At 73.4% G+C, this 13,656-nt stretch carries 15 protein-coding genes; 7 read left to right on the top strand and 8 right to left on the bottom strand.

Annotation, left to right across the window (positions count from 1 at the left end):
- Positions 1-17: 17 nt before the first annotated feature.
- On the bottom strand, positions 18-770 hold the full coding sequence (locus AB0J57_RS23115; protein ID WP_366130266.1) for a serine/threonine protein kinase: 753 nt from the start codon (positions 768-770) through the stop codon (positions 18-20).
- 156 nt (positions 771-926) lie between these two features.
- Between AB0J57_RS23115 and AB0J57_RS23110 the strand changes: the two genes are divergently transcribed.
- Both AB0J57_RS23110 and AB0J57_RS23105 read left to right on the top strand, forming a co-directional pair.
- Positions 927-1,844 (top strand): hypothetical protein, encoded by a 918-nt coding sequence (locus tag AB0J57_RS23110; protein WP_366130170.1) that lies wholly within the window; start codon positions 927-929, stop codon positions 1,842-1,844.
- A gap of 76 nt (positions 1,845-1,920) precedes the next feature.
- The gene (locus tag AB0J57_RS23105) at positions 1,921-2,403 is read left to right on the top strand and encodes a hypothetical protein (RefSeq protein WP_366130169.1); all 483 of its coding nucleotides are present in this window, start codon (positions 1,921-1,923) and stop codon (positions 2,401-2,403) included.
- On the opposite strand, the gene AB0J57_RS23100 is transcribed toward AB0J57_RS23105, so the two are convergent.
- Positions 2,396-3,436, bottom strand: a complete 1,041-nt coding sequence (locus tag AB0J57_RS23100; protein WP_366130168.1) for an acyl-CoA dehydrogenase family protein — start codon at positions 3,434-3,436, stop codon at positions 2,396-2,398. The genes AB0J57_RS23105 and AB0J57_RS23100 overlap by 8 nt on opposite strands.
- On the bottom strand, positions 3,436-4,548 hold the full coding sequence (locus AB0J57_RS23095; protein WP_366130167.1) for an acyl-CoA dehydrogenase family protein: 1,113 nt from the start codon (positions 4,546-4,548) through the stop codon (positions 3,436-3,438). The genes AB0J57_RS23100 and AB0J57_RS23095 overlap by 1 nt, the downstream gene beginning before the upstream one ends.
- Before the next feature lie 46 nt (positions 4,549-4,594).
- Here AB0J57_RS23095 and AB0J57_RS23090 point away from each other — a divergent pair, with 46 nt between their 5' ends.
- From AB0J57_RS23090 to AB0J57_RS23070, 5 genes are all read left to right on the top strand, one after another.
- Entirely contained in the window at positions 4,595-5,377 is a 783-nt protein-coding gene (locus AB0J57_RS23090; RefSeq protein WP_366130166.1) for an SDR family oxidoreductase, read from the top strand.
- A 15-nt stretch (positions 5,378-5,392) separates the two neighbouring features.
- Complete coding sequence (locus AB0J57_RS23085) at positions 5,393-6,010, top strand: TetR/AcrR family transcriptional regulator (RefSeq protein ID WP_366130165.1); 618 nt, start codon at positions 5,393-5,395, stop codon at positions 6,008-6,010.
- Between the two features lie 11 nt (positions 6,011-6,021).
- Positions 6,022-7,179, top strand: coding sequence for an acetyl-CoA C-acetyltransferase (locus AB0J57_RS23080; RefSeq protein ID WP_366130164.1), 1,158 nt, complete (start codon positions 6,022-6,024; stop codon positions 7,177-7,179).
- A 176-nt stretch (positions 7,180-7,355) separates the two neighbouring features.
- Positions 7,356-7,559, top strand: a complete 204-nt coding sequence (locus AB0J57_RS23075; protein WP_005318814.1) for a cold-shock protein — start codon at positions 7,356-7,358, stop codon at positions 7,557-7,559.
- Between the two features lie 125 nt (positions 7,560-7,684).
- Entirely contained in the window at positions 7,685-9,310 is a 1,626-nt protein-coding gene (locus AB0J57_RS23070; protein WP_366130163.1) for a DEAD/DEAH box helicase, read from the top strand.
- A gap of 22 nt (positions 9,311-9,332) precedes the next feature.
- On the opposite strand, the gene AB0J57_RS23065 is transcribed toward AB0J57_RS23070, so the two are convergent.
- The 5 genes from AB0J57_RS23065 to AB0J57_RS23045 are packed head-to-tail and all read right to left on the bottom strand — an operon-like array spanning position 9,333 to position 13,615.
- Positions 9,333-10,208: a tyrosine-protein phosphatase gene (locus AB0J57_RS23065; protein ID WP_366130162.1), complete on the bottom strand. Its 876-nt coding sequence runs from the start codon at positions 10,206-10,208 to the stop codon at positions 9,333-9,335.
- Complete coding sequence (locus AB0J57_RS23060; RefSeq protein WP_366130161.1) at positions 10,205-11,266, bottom strand: nitronate monooxygenase; 1,062 nt, start codon at positions 11,264-11,266, stop codon at positions 10,205-10,207. The genes AB0J57_RS23065 and AB0J57_RS23060 overlap by 4 nt, the downstream gene beginning before the upstream one ends.
- The gene (locus AB0J57_RS23055) at positions 11,266-12,015 is read right to left on the bottom strand and encodes a CoA-transferase (protein ID WP_366130160.1); all 750 of its coding nucleotides are present in this window, start codon (positions 12,013-12,015) and stop codon (positions 11,266-11,268) included. Before AB0J57_RS23055 ends, AB0J57_RS23060 begins: the two co-directional genes overlap by 1 nt.
- Positions 12,012-12,863: a CoA-transferase gene (locus AB0J57_RS23050; RefSeq protein WP_366130159.1), complete on the bottom strand. Its 852-nt coding sequence runs from the start codon at positions 12,861-12,863 to the stop codon at positions 12,012-12,014. Before AB0J57_RS23050 ends, AB0J57_RS23055 begins: the two co-directional genes overlap by 4 nt.
- Entirely contained in the window at positions 12,860-13,615 is a 756-nt protein-coding gene (locus tag AB0J57_RS23045) for an enoyl-CoA hydratase family protein (protein ID WP_366130158.1), read from the bottom strand. The genes AB0J57_RS23050 and AB0J57_RS23045 overlap by 4 nt, the downstream gene beginning before the upstream one ends.
- Positions 13,616-13,656 lie beyond the last annotated feature (41 nt).

Here is a 13,656-nt window from a genome sequence, read left to right as displayed (position 1 = left end):
TCGATGGGCCTTTCGGTTCAGCGTCTGACGGGCGGGGGAAGGAGGCGCAGGTGCTCTTCGCGCACGAGGTCGAAACGGAGCGCCAGGGAGACGAGCCGGCTCCGCTTGGCACCGCCCGTGGCCGGCTCGTCGGGGTCCTCGCGCAGCCGCAGTTTGGCCGTGACGAGATAGTCGATGTGGTAGTTGACGGCCGACCGGGTCAGCCCCGCGCAGGACGGCAGGGGCCGCAGCCGTTCGACGACCTCCCCCACGCCCGGCACCGCCGCGTCCGACGGGCGGCGCAGCCTCGGCTCGCACAGGGCGAGCAGCACCAGGAAGTACTTGGACGTGGGGTCCAGGGAGAAGGGCGTGGTGGTCGGTTCGCCGGCGCCGGGGGCGCGGCCCGGTTCCCGGTACGCGTGCTGCGGCGCGAACACCTTGAACCCCACCGAGCCGTCGGCCGCGGGCAGGATCACCCGCGACAGCTCGAACGGCACGGGGGCGCCGATCCGGCCGGGTGCGACCTTGATGTGCTCACCGCCACCCTCCATGTTCTCGACGACGTAGGTGGCGCCCAGGCTGTAGTTGGACAGCCGCCAGTAGTCCTCGGTGGCGGTGATCTGCCCGGCGTACCGGGAGACGCCGGGGTCGTCGAGGGGAATGGGGAGCGGGGCTCCGGGCGTACCCCGGCCGAAGTCGGCGCTCTGGCCCGGGCTCATATGAAGAAGGCGGGGCTTGGGCGGCGGCTCGTCCGAGTGCCGGGGCGCCGGTTCGGGGAGCTGGACAGTCACGGTCGTCACGGGGGCATGACAATAGCGACTGCCTGCGCGCGGCCGCATCACCTCAGGCCACGGCGGTACTGACATCCGTCAGGACCGGCGGGCCGCCCCCGCCCCTAGTGTCTGCCCCGTAGGAGAGAGGTACCGAAGCAACGGGGGAGCATCGGTATGAAGCGGACGTCTGCCCGGGTCGCCGCGGCGGTGCTGGCCACCGTCGTGGCGACCCTGGTGACGGGGTGCACGGGCGACACACCGCACCCGCGGAACGCACCGGGCGCCCGGAACGCGGCCGCCACCCCGGCGCCGGCCGGCCTCCGGCCGCTCACCGAGGCCGAACAGCTCCGCGTCGCGGACGCCCAGCAGCGGCTGATCAAGGACTGCATGGCCCGCGAGGGCTTCACGTACCACGAGGCCGAGCGGCTGAGCCTGGAGGAGAGCCGCACGTTCGGCTACGTGTCGGACGACGTCGACTGGGCCCGCGCGCACGGCTACGGCAGCCGCATCCGGGCGAAGCACGAACAGGCCAAGCGCGCCAACCCCAACCTCGCCCACCGCCAGGGCCTCCCGGCCGAGCGCCGTGCGGCGTACGACAAGGCCCTGGACGAAGGGGTGGACGCGCCCGAGCTGACGGCCGAGCTGCCCACCGGCGGAACGGTCCGCAAACGGGTGGGCGGGTGCGTGGCCGAGTCCGAGAAGCACCTGTACGGGGACCCCAAGGCCTGGTTCCGGGCGGAGAAGACCGCCATGAGCCTCCAGCCGCTCTACGTCCCCAAGGTGATGGCCGACCGGCGCTTCACCGCGGCCCTGGCGGACTGGTCGGCGTGCATGGAACGGGCGGGCCACCCCTACAAGAACCCGGCCGAGGCCCGCCAAGCACAACCCGCCTCCTTCGAAGCCGAGCGGAAGCTCGCCGTCGCCGACGCGACGTGCGCCAGGGACAGCCGCTTGAGGGTCATCGGCAAGGAGCTGGAGACCCAGTACGTCAACGCGCTGCGCGGCCAGTACGGCGAGGCGCTCGACACCTACGCCCGGCTGCGGCTCCGGGCGCTGGCCCAGGCGGCGAAGCTCGTCGCCCCCCGCGCCTGAGCGCGCCCCCAGACGTCCACGGTCGTCGTCCGTGGATCCGGCATGCCTCCGACGAGGCCGACAAAAGGAGTGAACGATGCGCAAGTTGGGCACAGCCCTCGCAGCCCTGGGCCTGGCGGCCTTCGGCGTCGCGGTCCCCACGTCCGCCCAGGCGGCGGCCCAGGGCGCCTACTGCGACTACGACTGGAACCAGCACGGCCGTGACGGGATGGTCCGCGCCTGGAACGGCTACGACTGCACGGGCACGCTGCTGGGAGCGACCCCGGGCGACGACTACGCCTGGGGCGACAGCTCCGGCGCCTTCACCGGCACGGAGTACAGCCAGCCCAAGTCCGTGATGAACAGCGGCTACGTCGGCAACCTGGACGTCGTCGCCTTCTACCGCACCAGCGGCTACCGCTACGAGTACGGCTACGTCTGCCTCTCGCCGTACGAGCTGTATGCCGACGACCTGTCCGACAACTACTACACCAACAACGGTGGCCGGGTGCTCAACAACATCGGCTCCCACCGGTGGGTGAACGCCTCCGGGTGTGCCGCCGGTAGCTGGCTCACCTGACCCGGTCATTTCCGGCACCGACGGCCCGCCGGTCCACCCGGCGGGCCGTACGCGTGGCCTGGGCGTCACCGTCCAGCACCCGCGCCCGGCACCACGCGGGCGTGCCCCACGCGTCCCGCAGGGGGCGCGCCTTGCGCAGCCAGAGCGCCAGGTCGAGCTCCTCGGTGTAGCCGATGGCGCCGTGCAGTTGGAGCGCGGTGCGGGCGGCCCCGTACGCCGCCTCCCCGGCCGTCACCTTGGCGGCGGCGACGTCGGGGGTACGCAGGGACAGCGCCGCCCCGTACAGCAGCGGCCGGGCGAACTCCAGCGCCAGCAGGGTGTCCGCCAGCCGGTGCTTGACCGCCTGGAACGAGCCGATCGCCGCCCCGAACTGGGTGCGCTGCCTCACGTACGCCACCGTCCGGTCCAGCAGCGCGTACCCGACGCCCAGCGCCTGCGCGGCCGTCGCCAGGGCCGCCCACCGCGCCGCGTACCGTGCCGCCTCCACCACGTGCGGCCCCGCCGCGAGGACCTCCCCGCCGGGCGCCGGCCGCGCGAGCCGCCGCGCCGGATCGGCGCCCACCCGCACCGGACCGTGCCCGGGGGCCACCCGCAGCTCGTCGCCCGCCACCACCAGGACCAGGTCGGCCGTGTCGGCGTCCAGGGCGTACCCGGACCCCACCGCCAGGGTGGCCGACAGCTCGCCGGCGGCGATGCCCGGCAGCCGGCGCTTGGCGGGCCCGCCGTCGCCCAGCCGGTCCAGCAGCGCCGCCACCGCGACCGTCTCCACCACCGGCCCGGGCACCGCGTGCCGCCCCAGCTCCACGAACGCCAGCGCCACCTCCAGCGGCAGCACGCCCAGCCCGCCCTCGTACGCCTCCGGCACCGCCAGGGCGAACACCCCCGCCTCCGCCAGCCGCGCCCGCAGCGCCCGCCCCGGGACAGGGTCCCCGGCCGCCCACGCCCGTACCGCCGACGGGGTGTCCGAGGCGGTCAGCATGGCGTCCAGCGACCGGGCGAAGTCCCGGTGCTGCTCGGTGAGGTGAAGTGGCATCAGCGGCGGCCCTTCGGCAGGCCGAGCAGCCGCTCGGCGATGATGTCCCGCTGGATCTCGTTCGTCCCGGCGTAGATGGGTCCGGCGAGCGCGAAGGTGTACCCCTCCGGCCACGGGCCGTCGAACTCGCCCTCGTCGCCGAGCAGGTCGAGCGCCGTCTCGTGCAGGGCGATGTCGTACTCCGACCAGAAGACCTTGTTCAGGCTGGATTCCGCGCCCACCGGGCCGGCGGACGCGGCGAGCTCGGTGAAGAGCTGGTACGCCCGCGCCCCGATCACCGCGTCCGCCACCCGGTCGCGCACGCCCGGGTCCCGCCCGCGCTCCCGCCACAGCTTCACCAGCCGGCCGGCGGACGCCAGGAAGCGGCCGGGGGAGCGCAGCATCAGACCGCGCTCGTTGCCGGTCGCCGCCATCGCGATCCGCCAGCCGTCCCCGGGCGCGCCGATCACGTCCTCGTCCGGCACGAACACCCCGTCCAGGAACAGCTCGGCGAACGCCGGCTTCCCATCCAGCCGGGGAATCGGCCGCACGGTTACCCCCGGCTCCCGCAGCCCGAACATCAGGTACGACAGGCCCTGGTGCGGCCTGGCCGCCGCCGGGTCCGTACGGAATATCCCGAACGCCCGGTCGGCGAACGCGGCCCGCGACGACCAGGTCTTCTGCCCGTGCAGCAGCCAGCCGCCGTCCGTGCGGACCGCCCGGGAACGCAAGGAGGCGAGGTCGGAGCCCGCCTCGGGCTCGGACCAGGCCTGGGCCCAGACCGTCCCGCCGCTCGCCATCGACGGCAGGACGCGGTCCCGCTGCTCGTCCGTGCCGTGGTCGAAGAGGGTCGGGGCGAGCAGGCTGATGCCGTTCTGCGAGACCCGGCCGGGCGCGCCCGCCGCCCAGTACTCCTCCTCGAAGGCCAGCCAGTGGAACAGGTCCACGCCCCGCCCGCCGTACCGCTCGGGCCAGGTGACCACCGACCAGCCCCCCGCGTGCAGCTCCGCCTCCCACGCGCGGTGCGCCTCGAAGCCCTCCGCCGTCTCCAGCGACGGCAGCGGCTCGGGCGGTACGTGCGCGGTCAGCCAGGCGCGGGCCTCGGCCCGGAAGGCTTCGAGGGACTCGTCCACGGCGCTCCCCTTCCCTAACAAGCGTTTGGCAGGTTAGCGTACGGCCATGAAGAGCGTCGAGTACGTCCCCGCTCACGGCCTGCTGGCCGGACGTACCGCCGTCATCACGGCCGCCGCCGGAGCCGGGATCGGCGGCGCCACCGCACGCCGCTTCCTGGAGGAGGGCGCACGGGTCCTCATCAGCGACGCGCACACCCGGCGCCTGAAGGAGACCGAGCGGGCGCTGGCGGAGGAGTTCGGGCCGCCGGCCGTCGCCGCCCAGCCCTGCGACGTCACCGAAGAGGCCCAGGTGCAGGCGCTGTTCGCGGAGGCGGTACGGCTCCACGGCGCACTCGACGTGGTCGTCAACAACGCCGGCCTCGGCGGCACCGCGCACCTCGCCGACATGACCGACGAGCAGTGGAACCGGGTCCTGGACGTGACGCTGAACGGGACGTTCCGGTGCACCAGGGCGGCGCTCAGGCTCCTCCGCGAACAGGACAGCGGCGGCGTCGTCGTCAACAACGCCTCCGTCGTCGGCTGGCGCGCCCAGGCGGGCCAGGCCCACTACGCCGCCGCCAAGGCGGGCGTCATGGCGCTCACCCGCTGCGCGGCACTCGAAGCCGCCCCGTACGGCGTCCGCGTCAACGCCGTCGCGCCGAGCCTCGCCATGCACCCGCACCTGGTGAAGGTCACCTCCGCCGAACTGCTGGAGGAGCTGACCGAGCGGGAGGCGTTCGGGCGGTACGCCGAGCCGTGGGAGGTCGCCAACGTCATCGTCTTCCTGGCCAGCGGCTACTCCTCGTACATGACCGGCGAGACCGTGTCCGTCAGCAGCCAGCACGCCTAGGACCACAATGTCCCCGTGCCGAAGCAGACGAAGAAGCCCCAGGTGACCGCCCCCGCCCCCGAACGGCGCGCCGAACTCCTCGCCACGGCGGCGGAGGTGTTCGCCGCGCACGGCTACAACGCCACCACCGTCCGGAAGATCGCCGACGAGGCCGGCATGCTCGCCGGCAGCCTCTACTACCACTTCGATTCCAAGGAATCGATGGTCGACGAGATCCTGTCCGACTTCCTCGACGAGCTGTGGACCGGGTACGACGCCGTCCTCGCCGCCGGACTCGGGCCGCGCGAGACCATCGAGGCGCTCGTCACCGAATCGTTCCGCGAGATCGACCGCCACCGCGCCGCCGTCGCCATCTACCAGAAGGAATGGCGCCACCTCGCCACCCAGCCGCGCTTCCAGTACCTCTCCGACTCCCAGGTGAAGTTCGAGAAGGCGTGGCTCGGGACGCTGGAGCGCGGCGTCGCCGCCAGGGTCTTCCGCGCCGACCTGGACGTCCGGCTCACCTACCGGTTCGTGCGCGACACCGTCTGGGTGGCGGCGTCCTGGTACCGGCCGGGGGGCCTGCACAGCCCGGAGGAGATCGCCCGCCAGTACCTGTCGATGGTGCTGGACGGTATCGCCGTACGAACCTGAGAGGAAGTCTGATGGGTGAGGCCTACATCGTCGAAGCGGTACGCACCCCCGTCGGCCGGCGCGGAGGCGGCCTCGGCGCCGTCCACCCCGCCGACCTGGGCGCCCACGTCCTGAAGGCGCTCGTCGACCGCTCGGGCGTCGACCCGGCGGCCGTCGACGACGTCGTGTTCGGCTGCCTGGACACGGTCGGCCCCCAGGCCGGCGACATCGCCCGCACGGCATGGCTGGCCGCCGGGCTGCCGGAGGAGGTGCCCGGCGTCACCGTCGACCGCCAGTGCGGCTCCTCCCAGCAGGCCGTGCACTTCGCCGCCCAGGCGGTCATGTCCGGCACCCAGGACCTGGTCGTGGCGGGCGGCACCCAGAACATGACGATGGTCCCGATCGCGTACGCCTCCCGGCAGGCCGCCGTCCCCCTCGGCCTCACCGAGGGCCCCTTCGCCGGCTCGGAGGGCTGGCGCGCCCGGTACGGCGACGCGCCGGTCAACCAGTTCACCGGGGCGGAGATGATCGCGCGGCAGTGGGGCATCACGCGGGCGGACCAGGAGGAGTACGCGCTGCGCTCGCACCGGCGGGCGGTCCGCGCGACCGACGAGGGGCGCTTCGCCCGCGAGACGGTGGCCTACGGGGCGGTCACGGCGGACGAGGGCCCGCGCCGCGACACCGGCCTGGAGAAGATGGCCGGGCTGAAGCCCGTCCTGGAGGGCGGCACCGTCACCGCCGCCTGCTCCTCCCAGGTCTCCGACGGGGCGGCGGCGATGCTGCTGGCGAGCGAGCGGGCCGTCGCCGCGCACGGGCTCACGTCCCGGGCCCGCGTCCACCACCTGTCGGTACGCGGCGAGGACCCCATCCGCATGCTGACGGCGCCCATCCCGGCGACCGCGCACGCCCTGAAGAAGACCGGCATGACCATCGGCGACATCGACCTCGTCGAGATCAACGAGGCGTTCGCCCCCGTCGTCCTCGCCTGGCTCACCGAAACGGGCGCCGACCCCGACCGGGTGAACGTCAACGGCGGCGCCATAGCCCTCGGCCACCCCTTGGGCGCCACGGGCGTCCGCCTCATGACCACGCTCCTGCACGAACTGGAGCGCACCGGCGGGCGGTTCGGGCTCCAAACGATGTGCGAGGGCGGCGGCCAGGCCAACGTGACGATCATCGAGCGGCTGTAGCGAGGCTCCAGCGTGCCTGGTTGCGGACGGCCCGCCGGGGTGGTGTGCTACGGTTGTCCACGTTGCAGTTTTGGTACCCATGAACTTTATGTGCGCCTGACGGGAATGTTCCTCAGGCGCATTATTGTTTTACCGGCTTTCTCCGGATGGGGCCCCGACACCATCAGGAGATAATTATGGCCACCGGTACCGTGAAGTGGTTCAACTCGGAAAAGGGCTTCGGCTTCATCGAGCAGGACGGCGGCGGCGCCGACGTCTTCGCCCACTACTCCAACATCGCCACCTCGGGCTTCCGTGAGCTCCAGGAAGGCCAGAAGGTGACCTTCGACGTCACGCAGGGCCAGAAGGGCCCGCAGGCGGAGAACATCCTCCCCGCCTGATCACCGGACACACAGCACCGGTATCTCGCAGCCGGGACCCGCACCATGCAGTCGCAGGTGCGGGTCCCGGCTTGTGCTGTGCTCAGGCCCTGCACAGGCCTGCTCAGGCCAAGGAAGGCAAATGTATGACGACGACTCGACCCGAACGCCCCGCCCGTAAGCGCCCCGCGCGCTCCGGGAACGCGAATTCCGCGCGCTCCGGAAACGGCAGGGCAGCCGGAAACGGCAGGACGGCCGGAAACGGCAAGGCGCCCGCCCGCGGCACGGGCAACCGCGCCACCGTCGCGCCCCCGCGCGAATTCACCCTGCCGGAAACCGCCACCCCCGCGCTGCCCCCGGTCGCGGCCTTCGACGACCTCGACATGCCGGCCGCCCTCCTCAAGACGCTCACCGCCCAGGGCGTCACCGAGCCGTTCCCCATCCAGGCCGCCACCCTGCCGAACTCGCTCGCGGGCCGCGACATCCTCGGCCGGGGCCGCACCGGCTCCGGCAAGACCCTCGCCTTCGGCCTCGCCCTGCTCGCCCGCACGGCCGGCCGGCGCGCCGAGCCGAAGGCCCCGCTCGGCATGGTCCTGGTCCCCACGCGCGAGCTGGCACAGCAGGTGACCGACGCCCTCACCCCGTACGCGACCTCCGTGCAGCTCCGGATCGCCACCGTCGTCGGCGGCATGTCGATCACCCGGCAGGCCGGTGCGCTGCGGCGCGGCGCCGAGATCCTGGTCGCCACCCCCGGCCGCCTCAAGGACCTCATCGAGCGCGGCGACTGCCGCATCGACCAGGTGTCGGTCACCGTCCTGGACGAGGCCGACCAGATGGCCGACATGGGCTTCCTCCCGCAGGTCACCGCGCTGCTGAAGCAGGTCGAGCCGGACGGGCAGCGCATGCTGTTCTCCGCCACGCTCGACCAGAACATCGACCGGCTGGTGCGGATGTTCCTCACCGACCCCGTCGTCCACTCGGTCGACCCGTCGGCGGGCGCGGTCTCCACCATGGAGCACCACGTCCTGTACGTCGCCGACGAGACCGACAAGAAGGCCGTCACCGCGCGCATCGCGGCGCGCGACGGCCGGGTGATCCTCTTCCTGGACACCAAGCGCTCCGTGGACCGGCTGGTCAAGCGGCTCCTCGCCAGCGGCGTACGGGCCGCCGGCCTGCACGGCGGGCGTTCGCAGCCGCAGCGCAACCGGACCCTGGACCAGTTCAAGAACGGTCAGGTCACCGCGCTCGTCGCGACCAACGTGGCGGCCCGGGGCATCCACGTCGACGACCTCGACCTCGTCGTGAACGTCGACCCGCCCACCGACCACAAGGACTACCTGCACCGAGGCGGCCGTACCGCCCGCGCGGGCGAGTCCGGCAGCGTCGTCACGCTCGTCCTGCCCGAGCAGAAGCGCGACATGACCAAGCTGATGTCCCACGCGGGCATCACCCCGCGCGCCGCCCGCGTCAAGTCGTCCGACGAGGAACTGGCCCGGCTCACCGGCGCCCGCGAACCGTCCGGCATACCGGTCACCATCGAGGTCCCGCAGCCGGCCCAGCCCGCCGCGCAGACCTCCGGCAAGCCCGGACGGCGCCGCCGCCCCCGGCGCAGCGGCCAGGGCGGCGGCACCGGCACCGGTGCGGCGACGGCCGCCGGCGCGAGCACCCAGGCGGGCGCACCGCGTCGCCGGCGCGCCACCACCGGCGGCGGCACCACCGGCACGGGCGCGGGTCGCCCGACCGGGCGCGGCGGCCGCCGCACCGCCGCCTAGGCCGGGACCGGTCCCCGACCGCTCAGCCCACGAGCTGGGCCCGGAGCGCCGCGAGTGTGCGGTGGTCCAGGCCCAGCCCCGCGGTCAGGTACCGGTACAGGCCGCCGTACACCTCCGACGCGGCCGCCAGCGCCGCGTCCAGGTACTCCGTCCGCACCTCCTGCAACGGAATGAGCAGGTCGGGGTTCTGCATCAGCCCCGCCTGCTTCAGGTACGCCCGCAGCGCGGCGTCGTACGTGGCGCGGAAGGTGTTCGACGCCAGGTAGTCGGCCACGGCCGTCCGCTCGGGTACGCCGAGCGCGGTCAGCAGCAGCCAGCTCGTCCAGCCGGTGCGGTCCTTGCCGGCCGTGCAGTGGTAGAGCAGCGGGGCCCGGCGCGCGGCCGCGATGTCCCGGAGCGTGGCGCCGAACTGCGCCCGGTTGTCGGCGCTGGTGACGAAGGTGCGGTACACGTCCCGCATGAACGCGGCCGCCTTGCCGCCGCCCAGCATCTCCTCCTGCCGGACCGGGTCGGCCGACCCGATCGCGGTGCGCAGCCGCGCGTACAGCCCGTTGTCGGTGACCGGGCGGGAGACGGGCGTGAGGCCGTCCGGGAGGCGGTCGGCCCCGTCGTACTGGACCTCCAGCGGGATGCGGAAGTCGATGACCTTCGCCAGGCGGAGGCCGGAGAGCGTGGCCACGTCGGTGTCGGTGAGCCTGCTCAGCCCGTCGGCCCGGTAGACCAGGCCGGGGCGTACCGTCTCGCCGTCGTAGGTGAGGTGACCGCCCAGGTCGCGGACGTTGACCGCGCCCTGGAGGGGGATGTGGCGGCCGGTGGTGCCCGCCTTGGCGGTTCCCGTGGCCGCGAGGAACGCGGCCGTCGTCGCGGTGGTGAGGAGTGTGCGTCTCGTCAGGGTCATGGACCGGCTCCTTCGGGAGAGGGCAGGGAGCGGAGCACGTGCTGTGCCTCGGACATGACGCGCCGGACGAGGTCCTCGCAGCTCGGAAGGTCCTCGATCACCCCCGCGACCTGCCCCGAGGCCATCACGCCGAGGTCGGTGCGGCCCTCGACCATGGACGCCCGCAACAGCACGGGCGTGTTCGCGGCGAGCAGGACCTGGCTCCACGACAGGTCCTTGCCGCGCTTCATGGCCCGCCCGTCCCGGACCATCCGCGCCCACGACAGGCCGGACAGTTTCCGGAACCGGGCGGCCCGCCGTACCGCCTCCGCCAACGCCCTCACGCGGCCCGCGCGTTCGAGGGCGGCGACGAAGTCGGTACGCAGCATGCGGTGCGGCAGCCCGTCGACGGCGGTCGTCACCGTGACGTCCCGGACCGTCGCCGCCAGGTAGGCGGCCTTCACCGGGCCGGGGACGGGCGAGTCGGAAGTCAGCAGGAAGCGGGTGCCCATGGCGATGCCCGCCGCTCCGTACGCCAGCGCCGCCACCAGCCCGCGCCCGTCGTGGAACCCGCCCGCCGCGACGACCGGGACGTCCACGGCGTCCACGACCTGGGGCAGCAGCACGGACGTGGCCACCTCACCGGTGTGCCCGCCGCCCTCGGCGCCCTGCGCGATCACCGCGTCCGCGCCCCACGCCGCCACCTTCTCGGCGTGGCGGCGGGCGCCGACGGACGGGATGACCACCACGCCCGCGTCCTTCAGCTCGGCGATCAGCTCCCGCGAGGGCGCCAGCGCGAACGAGGCGACCCGTACGCCCTCCTCCACGATGATCCGCACCCGCTCCCGGGCATCGGCCGCGTCCGCCCGCAGATTGACGCCGAACGGCGCGTCCGTGCGGGACTTGACCTCACGGACGGCCGCCCGCAGCTCGCCGGTGGTCATGGTGGCGGAGGCCAGGATGCCGAGCGCGCCCGCGCGGGCGGTGGCCGTGACCAGGCGCGGCCCGGCGACCCACCCCATGCCGGTCTGGACGATGGGGTACCGCACGCCCGTCAGCTTGGTCAGCGCGGTGTCCATCAGGCCGTCACCTCGCGGTCCCGCGTACCGCTGGGATCCAGCACCTCGCGGATCAGCCGGAGCTCCTCGGCGGCCGGTTCGCGGGTGTACGGGACGTCGTCGGCGACCGCGAGCGGGAAGCCGGTCGCCGCCCGGACCTCCTCGACGGTGACGCCCGGGTGGACGGAGACCAGCCGCATGGAGCGGTCGGGCGTGGCGAAGTCGAAGACCCCGAGGTCGCTGACCACGCGCGGGATGCGGTGGAAGCGGGCTCCGGTGGCGGCCGCCCGGTCGTACCCGACCCCGCACACCATGTCGACGCGCTCGACGAACACGCGGCGGGAGTGGCGCGGCACCCAGTAACTGGTGGGGTTGTTGAGGGTGTTGACGGGCGCGCCCCGCACACCGAGGAGCTGGCGGGCGGGCCGGGCCCAGTCGCCGATGCAGGAGATGTTCTGGTTGCCGTACCGGTCGAGCTGGCTCGCGCCCATCATCACGTGCCGCCTGCCACCGGTGACCAGCGCGAGGTGGCGGCGGTACGGCAGCCAGCCCTCGACGGTGCCGTCGGGGCGGACCAGCATCGCCTCGCCGTCGGTGAGGAGCAGGTCGGGGGAGAAGGTGAGCCGGGCGAGCCGGGCACCGAGCGAGGGGATCAGGCCCATGGGGCTCGCGAGGACCTCGCCGTCGCCGCGCCAGGCCTCGGCGCACGCGACGACGCAGTACTCGGCACGGGAGGCACGGGAGGCACGGGAGTCACGGGACACGGTCATCGCTGCTCCTCCCGCCACGCCTGGACGGCCGCCTGGTACGCGCGTTCGCTGCCGCCCGACAGGAATCGGCCGGCGAACTCGGGCCAGGGCGTCGTCGCGTACAGCTTCTGGAACGCCTCGTCGCGCCCGTGGTCGGGGGCGCAGGAGGTGAAGTGGGCGCCGTTCGGCGTCTCGACGACCCCGGTGACGTACTGGCGCTGGATCAGCAGCGTCTGCGGGGCGGCGCCCTTCGTCAGCTCGGCGGTCCCGACGAGCCGTTCGCACGAGACGTACGCGGTGTCGGCGGCCTGGCAGAACAGGTCGTCGAAGTAGGGGTCGGGGCCCAGGTACTGGCCGTTGCCGAGCCGGTCGGCGCGGTTGACGTGCACGAGGGCGGCGTCCATGCGCAGCGCGGGCACGGCGACGAGCTCCTCGCCGTCCTCGTACGGGGAGCGCACGGTACGAAGGGCGGGGTTCACCCGCATGACGTCGGAGCCGAGCCCCGCGCGCACGGGGAGGAAGGGCAGCCGGTGGGCGGCGGCCCGCAGGCCCCACATGACCATGGCCTCGTCGTACTCCGTCAGTTCGAAGGCGCCGCGCTCGCGGGCCGCCCGGAAGTGCGGCTCCAGGGGGATCGAGTCCAGGGTGGCGAAGGCGGTGACGAGCCTGCGGATACGGCCGGCGGCGGCGAGCAGCCCGACGTCGGGACCGCCGTACGACACGACCGTCAGATCGGTGATCTCCGACCGGAGCAGTGCGCGCACCAGGGCCATGGGCTTGCGGCGCGAGCCCCAGCCGCCGATGCCGATCGTCATGCCGCTGCGCAGCCTCGCGACGGCCTCGTCGGGTGTCATCGTCTTGTCGGTCACGGCGTCGCCCGGCCCTTCCCGAAGCTGTCGCGTACGCGGTCGGCGGCCCCGCTCAGGCTCGCCTCGAAGGTGAAGCCCTGCTCGAAGCGGTAGCTGCGGCGTACGTCGACGGGGTCGATGCCGTTGATGGCCGCCTTGGCGAGCCGCAGCAGGGTGCCGTCCTTGCGGGCGATCTCCCGGGCCAGCTCCAGGGCGGCGCCCCGTAGTTCTGCTGCCGGCACGACCCGCCACACCGACCCGTGGGCGTGCAGCTCGGCGGCGGTGGCGGTGCGGGAGGTGTAGTACAGCGCCCGCATCAGGTGCTGGGGGACCAGCCGGGCCAGGTGGGTGGCGGCGCCGAGCGCGCCCCGGTCCAGCTCCGGCAGCCCGAAGGTGGCGTCGTCGGAGGCCACGATCGCGTCCGCGTTGCCGACGAGCCCGATGCCGCCGCCGAGGCAGAAGCCGTGCACGGCCGCGACGACCGGCACCTCGCACTCGTACACCGCCGAGAACGCCTCCGCGCAGCCCCGGTTCACCCCGATGAGCGCTCTGCGGTCCGGGGTGTCGCGCTGCAACTCCTTGATGTCGACGCCCGCGTTGAAGCCCCGCCCGGCGGCGGCGAGGACGACGCAGCGTGTGTCCGGGTCCCGCCCGGCGGCGCGCACGGCGTCGGCCAGCTCGTACCAGCCGCGTACGGGAAGGGCGTTGACGGGCGGGAAGTCGACTTCGACGAGCGTGACGCCCTTGCCGGGGCTTGTGGTGGAGACACCCATGAGCGGATCAGCTACCTTTCCACCAAACATTTGTTAGGCGC

The organism is Streptomyces sp. NPDC049837 (genome assembly GCF_040674455.1).
Taxonomy (GTDB): Bacteria; Actinomycetota; Actinomycetes; order Streptomycetales; family Streptomycetaceae; genus Streptomyces.
This window is presented reverse-complemented; position numbering and strand designations above follow the sequence as displayed.

Bases quoted from the DNA above. Each gene is read 5' to 3' on its own strand.
- AB0J57_RS23110 (WP_366130170.1), top strand. From the start codon at position 927: ATGAAGCGGACGTCTGCCCGGGTCGCCGCGGCGGTGCTGGCCACCGTC.
- AB0J57_RS23105 (WP_366130169.1), top strand. From the start codon at position 1,921: ATGCGCAAGTTGGGCACAGCCCTCGCAGCCCTGGGCCTGGCGGCCTTC.
- AB0J57_RS23100 (WP_366130168.1), bottom strand. From the start codon at position 3,436: ATGCCACTTCACCTCACCGAGCAGCACCGGGACTTCGCCCGGTCGCTG.
- AB0J57_RS23090 (WP_366130166.1), top strand. From the start codon at position 4,595: ATGAAGAGCGTCGAGTACGTCCCCGCTCACGGCCTGCTGGCCGGACGT.
- AB0J57_RS23080 (WP_366130164.1), top strand. From the start codon at position 6,022: ATGGGTGAGGCCTACATCGTCGAAGCGGTACGCACCCCCGTCGGCCGG.
- AB0J57_RS23075 (WP_005318814.1), top strand. From the start codon at position 7,356: ATGGCCACCGGTACCGTGAAGTGGTTCAACTCGGAAAAGGGCTTCGGC.
- AB0J57_RS23070 (WP_366130163.1), top strand. From the start codon at position 7,685: ATGACGACGACTCGACCCGAACGCCCCGCCCGTAAGCGCCCCGCGCGC.
- AB0J57_RS23065 (WP_366130162.1), bottom strand. From the start codon at position 10,208: ATGACCCTGACGAGACGCACACTCCTCACCACCGCGACGACGGCCGCG.
- AB0J57_RS23060 (WP_366130161.1), bottom strand. From the start codon at position 11,266: ATGGACACCGCGCTGACCAAGCTGACGGGCGTGCGGTACCCCATCGTC.
- AB0J57_RS23055 (WP_366130160.1), bottom strand. From the start codon at position 12,015: ATGACCGTGTCCCGTGACTCCCGTGCCTCCCGTGCCTCCCGTGCCGAG.
- AB0J57_RS23045 (WP_366130158.1), bottom strand. From the start codon at position 13,615: ATGGGTGTCTCCACCACAAGCCCCGGCAAGGGCGTCACGCTCGTCGAA.